This window comes from Gammaproteobacteria bacterium, from assembly GCA_003696665.1.
GTDB lineage: Bacteria > Pseudomonadota > Gammaproteobacteria > Enterobacterales.
Genome location: RFGJ01000424.1, coordinates 1 through 7,335 on the forward strand (window position 1 = coordinate 1; position 7,335 = coordinate 7,335).

7 protein-coding genes are annotated in these 7,335 nt (G+C 50.8%); 2 read left to right on the plus strand and 5 right to left on the minus strand.

The window, feature by feature from the left end:
- The 4 genes from D6694_10690 to D6694_10705 form a co-directional block, all read right to left on the minus strand.
- Nucleotides 1-276 (minus strand): oxygen-independent coproporphyrinogen III oxidase-like protein (locus D6694_10690; GenBank protein ID RMH39878.1); only part of this gene is annotated, 276 nt, incomplete at its 3' end.
- Nucleotides 277-283: 7 nt separating this feature from the next.
- Nucleotides 284-886, minus strand: coding sequence for an RdgB/HAM1 family non-canonical purine NTP pyrophosphatase (rdgB, locus tag D6694_10695; GenBank protein RMH39879.1), 603 nt, complete (start codon nucleotides 884-886; stop codon nucleotides 284-286).
- A gap of 66 nt (nucleotides 887-952) precedes the next feature.
- A complete protein-coding gene (locus D6694_10700; GenBank protein RMH39874.1) occupies nucleotides 953-1,387 on the minus strand; it encodes a DUF4426 domain-containing protein in 435 nt (144 codons plus the stop codon).
- Nucleotides 1,388-1,468: 81 nt separating this feature from the next.
- Nucleotides 1,469-3,448, minus strand: a complete 1,980-nt coding sequence (locus D6694_10705; protein ID RMH39875.1) for a hypothetical protein — start codon at nucleotides 3,446-3,448, stop codon at nucleotides 1,469-1,471.
- Nucleotides 3,449-3,672: 224 nt separating this feature from the next.
- On the opposite strand from D6694_10705, the gene D6694_10710 reads away from it, so the two are divergent.
- Complete coding sequence (locus D6694_10710) at nucleotides 3,673-5,604, plus strand: S9 family peptidase (GenBank protein RMH39876.1); 1,932 nt, start codon at nucleotides 3,673-3,675, stop codon at nucleotides 5,602-5,604.
- A 5-nt stretch (nucleotides 5,605-5,609) separates the two neighbouring features.
- On the opposite strand, the gene D6694_10715 is transcribed toward D6694_10710, so the two are convergent.
- Nucleotides 5,610-6,503: a LysR family transcriptional regulator gene (locus D6694_10715; GenBank protein RMH39880.1), complete on the minus strand. Its 894-nt coding sequence runs from the start codon at nucleotides 6,501-6,503 to the stop codon at nucleotides 5,610-5,612.
- A gap of 107 nt (nucleotides 6,504-6,610) precedes the next feature.
- Here D6694_10715 and D6694_10720 point away from each other — a divergent pair.
- Nucleotides 6,611-7,335 (plus strand): homogentisate 1,2-dioxygenase (locus tag D6694_10720; GenBank protein ID RMH39877.1); only part of this gene is annotated, 725 nt, incomplete at its 3' end.

The window sequence follows — 7,335 nt, forward strand, 5'->3', positions numbered from 1 at the left end:
CCGAATCATTGACAGAAGTTCGTGATAAAACTGTCCTCTGAGTAAGCTCGGCGTGCCTCCGCCAATAAAAATACTCACGATTGGGCGCCCCCAAATGAGCGGCAAACTCAATTCCAAATCCGACTGTAATGCCTGAAGATACGACTGCTCAGGCAAATCTCCAGATTGCTCATGCGAATTAAAATCGCAATAGGGGCACTTGCGTACACACCACGGGACATGTACGTACAGCGACAAGGGGGGTAAGGCAGTAAAAACAGGCTTTGGCCAATCCATTAAGGCATCATCCTATCAAGCTGTCATGCTGCGCCAGCCATAGCCTGAGCTTTAACAGTGCCTGAGCCCGATGGCTCACCGCCGCTTTTTGCTCCGGCGCCAATTCTGCCGCCGTACAATTGAACCTGGGCACGAAAAAGATGGGATCGTAACCAAAGCCCCCATTGCCACTGGGCTTTTCGGCAATTCGCCCCTCCCAGCGGCCCTCAAAAATCACCGGATTGGGGTCCTCAGCATTCCGAACAAGGGCTAAAACGCACACAAATCGGGCTCGCCGGTTTTCAACGCCATCCATGCAAGACAATAGCTTGCGAATATTTTCCTCATCACTCGCTTTGGCCCCCGCAAACCTCGCCGAATGAATGCCGGGTCGGCCATTGAGGGCATCGACTTCAATACCTGAGTCATCGGCAAGACTTGGAAGTCCTGTTTGCATCGCCGCATTTCGCGCTTTTATCAACGCATTTTCTACAAAGCTCTTGCCTGTTTCTTCAGCGGCGATCACATCATAATCCGATTGCGGACACAGCGTGATACCAAACGGTGCCAGACACGCCCCAATTTCTCTCACTTTGCCAGTGTTACCTGTCGCCAACACCCACACACTCATCGACATTGTCTCTACAAAAAAACAGACCGGCATTATTGCCGGTCTGCACGGGCAGAACAAGTAGGACTATGGGTTATAAAACTGATTCTCAAACTTGATCGCCACTGGGGACGACATGCCTTCCGGCTGAACCTGGAGCTCAAATTTCAAACGTTCCTCGTTATCAAAACGGAAAGTGGCAATGTAGTAAATCGCACCCTTTTCTTCAATTTCCCGAAAGTCTAGTGATTTCACTTGCGATAACAAATTTCTCGCAAAGCCCTTAACACTTGCCCGTAACGGCTTATCATCCCCGGGTTTGCCCTTACGTACGGACACATTGACGACACCATAGTTCCCAGAACGGGAAATGCCATACTGACGCGCCACGTCAGGCGACAACTGAGACGCATTGAACACATTGTAGTGAATGACGACATCCCCAATGGTTTTCTGGTTGGGGTGTTCGGCATACACCAAGGCAGCGACCACCATCAAAAACAATAGCGCAACTCTTCTCATAACTCCCTCCACTGGCCTATGTGGATCTTGTTTTGTCTAATTCAAATCAAGTATGGCCTACTTTTCTCGCCAAAGCGAATCTCAGTAACCGCCTTGTGTCGCACGCAATGGCACGACTTTGTTCGACAATTCGACATCTGGCGCTGCATGCAATATCTCAAGGACGTGCTCAGCGTGATACAGCTCGTCTTCAACTTCCTGCAACAAGTTATCGATGGCCTGCAGACGGCCTTGCACCGAGGCCTGCTCGGCTTGGACGGCGCGCAGTTGATCGATATGTTGATTCAATGCCTGCCGCCGGTCTTGGAGTTGCCGCTCAAGCGGCAAGAGAAGCCGGCGCGCCCAACGTCCAGTCTGTCGGCGACAGTCATCAATGAAGGCCAAAACTTGCTGTCCGTGAACATTAAAGTGGCGCTTGGTGAGCGAAGACTGTTCTGTCAACACCGACACTAATTTTTGTCGGAAGCTCTGGTGCTCACGCAAAATGGTCACCAAGCGTTTTTGCATTTTTTTAGCTTCCAAATGCAGTGGTTGCAAATAGTCAACACCGTGCGCACTAGAAAACTTGGCGTAGACTGAGTCGAGTAGTTTATTTGCCAATTCCGCTTCCCGCACAAAGCGCTCAAACCGATAAATAATTTGTGCTTGGTACGTGCGCAATATTCGGAGGATTGAGACTGACGTCTTGGCCTGAAGCAGTTGGGTGCATGTATCTGAAATCAATTTTTCAAAATCATGCCGATTGATCAAATCAACCAACACGCGCGCCTGCCGGTCCACCAATCGACGACTGGGCGTCAAGGACTGCAACTGACGAGACAATGCCTCACGCTCGTCCTCCAACTGGATAATCAGTTGTGCCAGCTCTTCTTTGGCCTGCGAGCGCAATTGTTCCATATCTGTGCGTTGCTGCTTAAGTAAGGCTTGTCGTTGTTGTAATGCAACGATGCCGTCATCCACAAGCTGTGTCGCCTCTCGAATCACACCACGCCAATACTCTCTGCGTTTATTGCCCAACAGTGACACGGCAAGTGCCTCACGCAACTGGGCAAAACCGCTTTGTTCCAACAACGCCGGATCTCGTCTCGCTTGCGCTGCCAGCGCCTTGCGCGCAGAAACCGGCATGATATTTTCTCGCGGAACATTCAATTGCCGTGCGGTTGTCTGGCACAATTTGTCTAGTGACGCTTGGAAAACATCGGTCTGCCCGAGATCATCCCACAGCACGTCAGCTTTATTTAACGCCACATAGACGCCAAGGTTTGGTCGCTTACGCAATGGCTCAACGGTTTGCTCCCATAACGTCATGTCACTGGCCGTCACACCTGCGTCTGCCGCCAACACAAACACAATGGCCTGCGCTTGTGGCAATAGACTTAAGGTCAATTCGGGCTCACTGCCGAGCGCATTCAAACCGGGCGTGTCAATCACTCGCAATCCCTTTACCAACAGGGGGTGCGGATAACTCACCAAAGCATGACGCCATCGGGGAATTTCAACACGACCGACTTCTGTCAGCTCTCTTCTCTGAAATCCAAGCCTTACCGCCTCGGTTTCTGACACTTCAATGCTTTCCGTTAAACGACGCAGGCTCTCAGCCAATGCGGGCGGGTCACTGACAGGCAACTCAAAAGTTTGCCACGCTTCTGCCTTGGCAAGCCAATGCGCGAGCGAATCGTCGCTCGCACGCGTTTCAATCGGAAGCAGTTTCAAGTAGGCCTTGTTTTCGCCGCGATCATAAAAAATCTCTGTGGGACACATTGTCGTGCGGCCAACACTGGAAGGCAAAACTCGCACACCATAATCTGCAAAGAACAAGGCGTTGATTAATTCGGTCTTACCTCGAGACAGCTCACCCACAAACGCCAACGTGATGTCCGAACACTCGAGGTTCGCCAAAATTTCTTTCAATCGGGCACGAATGTCAGCATGCTGCAGTTGATTTCTTCGCAGCCACAAATGAAATCGTTTAAGTTGACGACGGGCTTCCTGTCGCCAATCGTCAAACGCCACCATGGAAAGCAACAACTCGTCGTCGCGCACTTCGACTCCCTCTAACATGCTGAACTTTCAAATATAATCAACATTCCCCGAAAAGGAAAATGAATCTTCCAAACGGTAGCAAGACACTGGCTGAGCGTCACGATGTGTCAATTAACTCATGCCGCACCAAATCGTGACGAAATATCGCGTAAAGTGTGAATTTTTCATACCGTAGTTCGGCGATGATTTGGTAGGGTAAGCCCTGACTCGCTCAATAACACAATGATAAGGAGACTGTTGAAATGAGCCGAAGGTTGTTCGCCACGCTGTTGGTCTTACTTTTTCTGTCAGGCGTTGGCCAAGCCAAAGAAATACCTCTGATTGATTTTTTCAAACTACCACAGTTTACCGAAGCAGTGATTTCTCCGGATGGGCGCCATCTTGCTTTGACGTTCCCACAGGGGGCAGAAACCCATGTGCTGGTCATGGATCTCAAAAAACGCAAATTTGTCTCAAAGACCAGTTTTGGCAAACGTCGGCACGGCTACGACCTACACTGGGTCAACAATGAACGCCTGTTGGCTCGGGTTGGCATCAAAACAGGCTCCTTTGACCGACTGGTCGATTCGGGGGAAATCTATGCATTTAACTATGACGGCAAACGCCGCATGAAGCTGCCGCAAGTGCGGAGCGGCCGCAGTCTGACCAGCGGCTTTGGCTATCGTGTCGTCGCTTGGCTGCCTACTGATCCAGAACATGTCATCGTGCGTAAACTCATCGGCAGATCGCCGGTGTTGTATGAAATGAATGTCAACAACGGTTTTTTGAAACGCTTTGCCGTCAGCCCCAACCCTGATCAACTTGGCGGCTATCTCATCGACGAAGACGGTAAACTCTGGTTTGCCTGGTCGTCTGATGCAAACGAGCATCGGACACTCTACCGCTTTGACGAAAAGAGCAAGCGCTACCACAAAGTCCAATTCAAAAACCTCAACATCGACAAAATCAACTTTATCTATCCCATTGATGAAAACCGAATCTGGGTCAGGGCAGATATCGGACGGAAGACTTACGCCCTGGGGATTCTTGACGTGCAAAAAGAAACCATTGACTACAAGGCAGGTCATGAATTTGTCGATGTCGATGGCATTGTTAGCTCGCTCGACGGTCGTCGTATCATTGGCGCTAAGTTCATCCCTGATTATCCCATCCAGAAGTTCTGGGACAGTCACGATCCCGATGTCAAACTGATCGCAGGTCTGGTGGCCGCCTTTAAGGGACAGGATGTGAACATCACCTCCACCACGGCCGATCGTTCAAAAGCCATTGTCCGCGTTCATTCCGACCGTAATCCCGGTGAATACTATTTGCTCGACATAAAGCAATCCAAGGTCGAACTTGTCGCCAAAACGCGCGCCTGGATTAACCCGGATGATATGGCGGAGATGAAACCAGTGACCATCAAAGCGCGGGATGGCATCACACTTCATGGTTATCTGACCGTACCTAAAGGAGTCGAAGCCAAAAATCTGCCATTGATCGTCAATCCACATGGTGGACCACACGGACCACGCGACCGTTGGGGCTTCAACCCTGAAGTGCAAATGTTCGCCAATCGCGGCTATGCCGTATTGCAAATCAACTTCCGCGGCAGCGGCGGGTACGGCAGATGGTTCGAGGAGCTGGGCTACCGGCACTGGGGCACCACCATGCAGGATGACGTCACCGACGCCACCCTGTGGGCAATCAAAGAAGGCATCGCCGATCCGAAAAGAATCTGTATTTACGGCGCATCCTATGGCGGCTATGCCGCTCTGCAAGGCGCCGTTCGCGAGCCCGATTTATACAAATGCGCTATTGGTTATGTGGGAGTCTATGACCTGCCATTGATGTTTGAAGATGGAGACATCCCCAGAACAGAATATGGCCGTAACTACCTCAAAAAAGTGCTGGGCACCGATGAAAATGTCCTGAAAGCGCGCTCCCCGGCCTACAACGCGGACAAAATTAAGGCCGCCATCATGTTGATTCAAGGGGGTAAGGATGAACGTGTGCCGCCATCACAGGCCGAGTCGATGAAACGCGCATTAGATGCCATTGGGAAGCCTTACCAGTGGTTCTACAGCAGTTATTCCGCCCACGGCATCGTGGATCCTAAAACCAATGTGGCGCTGTATCAAAAAATGCTCAAATTTATACGCACTCACATTGGCCCAGGCATCACGGCACATTGATATGGCTAGAGCGCGCTGGCAAAAGTGCGCTCAATGGCTTCTTTTAACTGCTGTCCGGCCCTACCCAAGGGTCGGGCATCATTCCAAACCAAATAGGGCACAAACTCGTAAGTATTCCCGCCCACATAGTCCACGGGTCGTAGTCGTCCGCTTTTCAATTCTTCTCGAACGAGAAATTCCGGCATCCAGCCAAATCCGAGTCCCATTTCCAGAGCACGCTTTTTGTAAATAAAGCCCGACAAATAAAACACCCGCTCGCCTCCAAATTGATGCGCGTCAGTGACCATACTGGCACTGTCTGTGGAGTCATTGACCGTCAATTCGACAAACTGGATCAGCTGCTCACGCCTGACCCGCCGCATTTGCGCCAGAGGATGTTCCGGGCTCACCACCAACCAATTTCGTATGGCTGGCAAAGCAGTGGCCACCAGTCCAGGTTTCGCCACGAAATCTTTCACCAACATCAAGTCGGCCTCGTCACGTTCGAAACGGCTCTGGACGCCGCCAAGAAATTCAACCCGAACTTCGATGCGCGTCGGAATATCCGGCGACGTTAAGTGCTTGAGCGCCATCATCACAGGATCCATCGGCAATGCACCATCGATGACCAACTCCAACTCCGGTTCCCAGCCTTGCTCAAACCGATCCGCCAATCGCTGAATATAATGCGCCTGATTCAGCAATCGACGGGCTTCCTGGGCAATGGCCGTCCCTTCTTTGGTCGGTGTGGCGCGATACTGACTCCGATCGAACAAGATAACGCCGAGTTGCTCTTCTAACTTTTTGATGTGATAACTGATGGCCGATTGAGGTCGATTCAGCCGTTCCGCAGCGGCGGCAAAACTGCCACTTTCCACCACCATGACCAAAATATGCAATGACTCTAAATCAACCGCCATGCGAAACATTCAAATTTTTTGAATATGATCGTCAATCTACACATCTTTTGTTGAAGTGTCGAGGCATGTATGGTGTGACATATCCACATTCTCGGTGAGGACATGCCATGCCATACTATGTTCGTCAGGGGAACATCCCGAAAAAACGCCACATCACCTTTTATCGAGACGACGGGCAGTTGTTTCGTGAAGAATTGTTCTCAACGCACGGCTTTTCCAATATCTATTCCAACAAATATCACTACAACATGCCGACCAAGACCCTCGAGGTCAAACCGCTGTCGCTGGATCACGGGCAAGAATGGCAGGATGCGCTGGTACAAAATTATAAGATTGACAGCAATCAAGTCGATGATCAGGGCAATTTCTTTTCGGCCCGTCGGAAATTGATGTTCAATGACGACGTCGCCATGTACACCGCGCGCGTCACAGAGGATACTGAGCAGTTTTACCGTAACGCTTATGCTGACGAAATTGTCTTCGTCCACGAGGGCAGCGGACGGCTGACTTCTGAATACGGTGAAATCAAGTTTGAGCGCTGGGATTACCTCATTATCCCACGCGGCACCACATATCAATTGAAATTCGACGCTTTCGATAACGTTCGCCTGTTCGTCATCGAATCCTTTTCGATGGTCGAAATTCCCAAGCATTTCCGCAACCAATACGGCCAGCTACTGGAATCAGCCCCGTATTGCGAGCGTGATATTCGCGTCCCGGAACTGCAGCCACCAGTTGTCCAAGAAGGTGAGTTTGAACTTGTCTGCAAATACGGAGATCGCTACCAAATCCACATTCTGCAGTGGCACCCTTACGATTTGGAAGGCTGGGA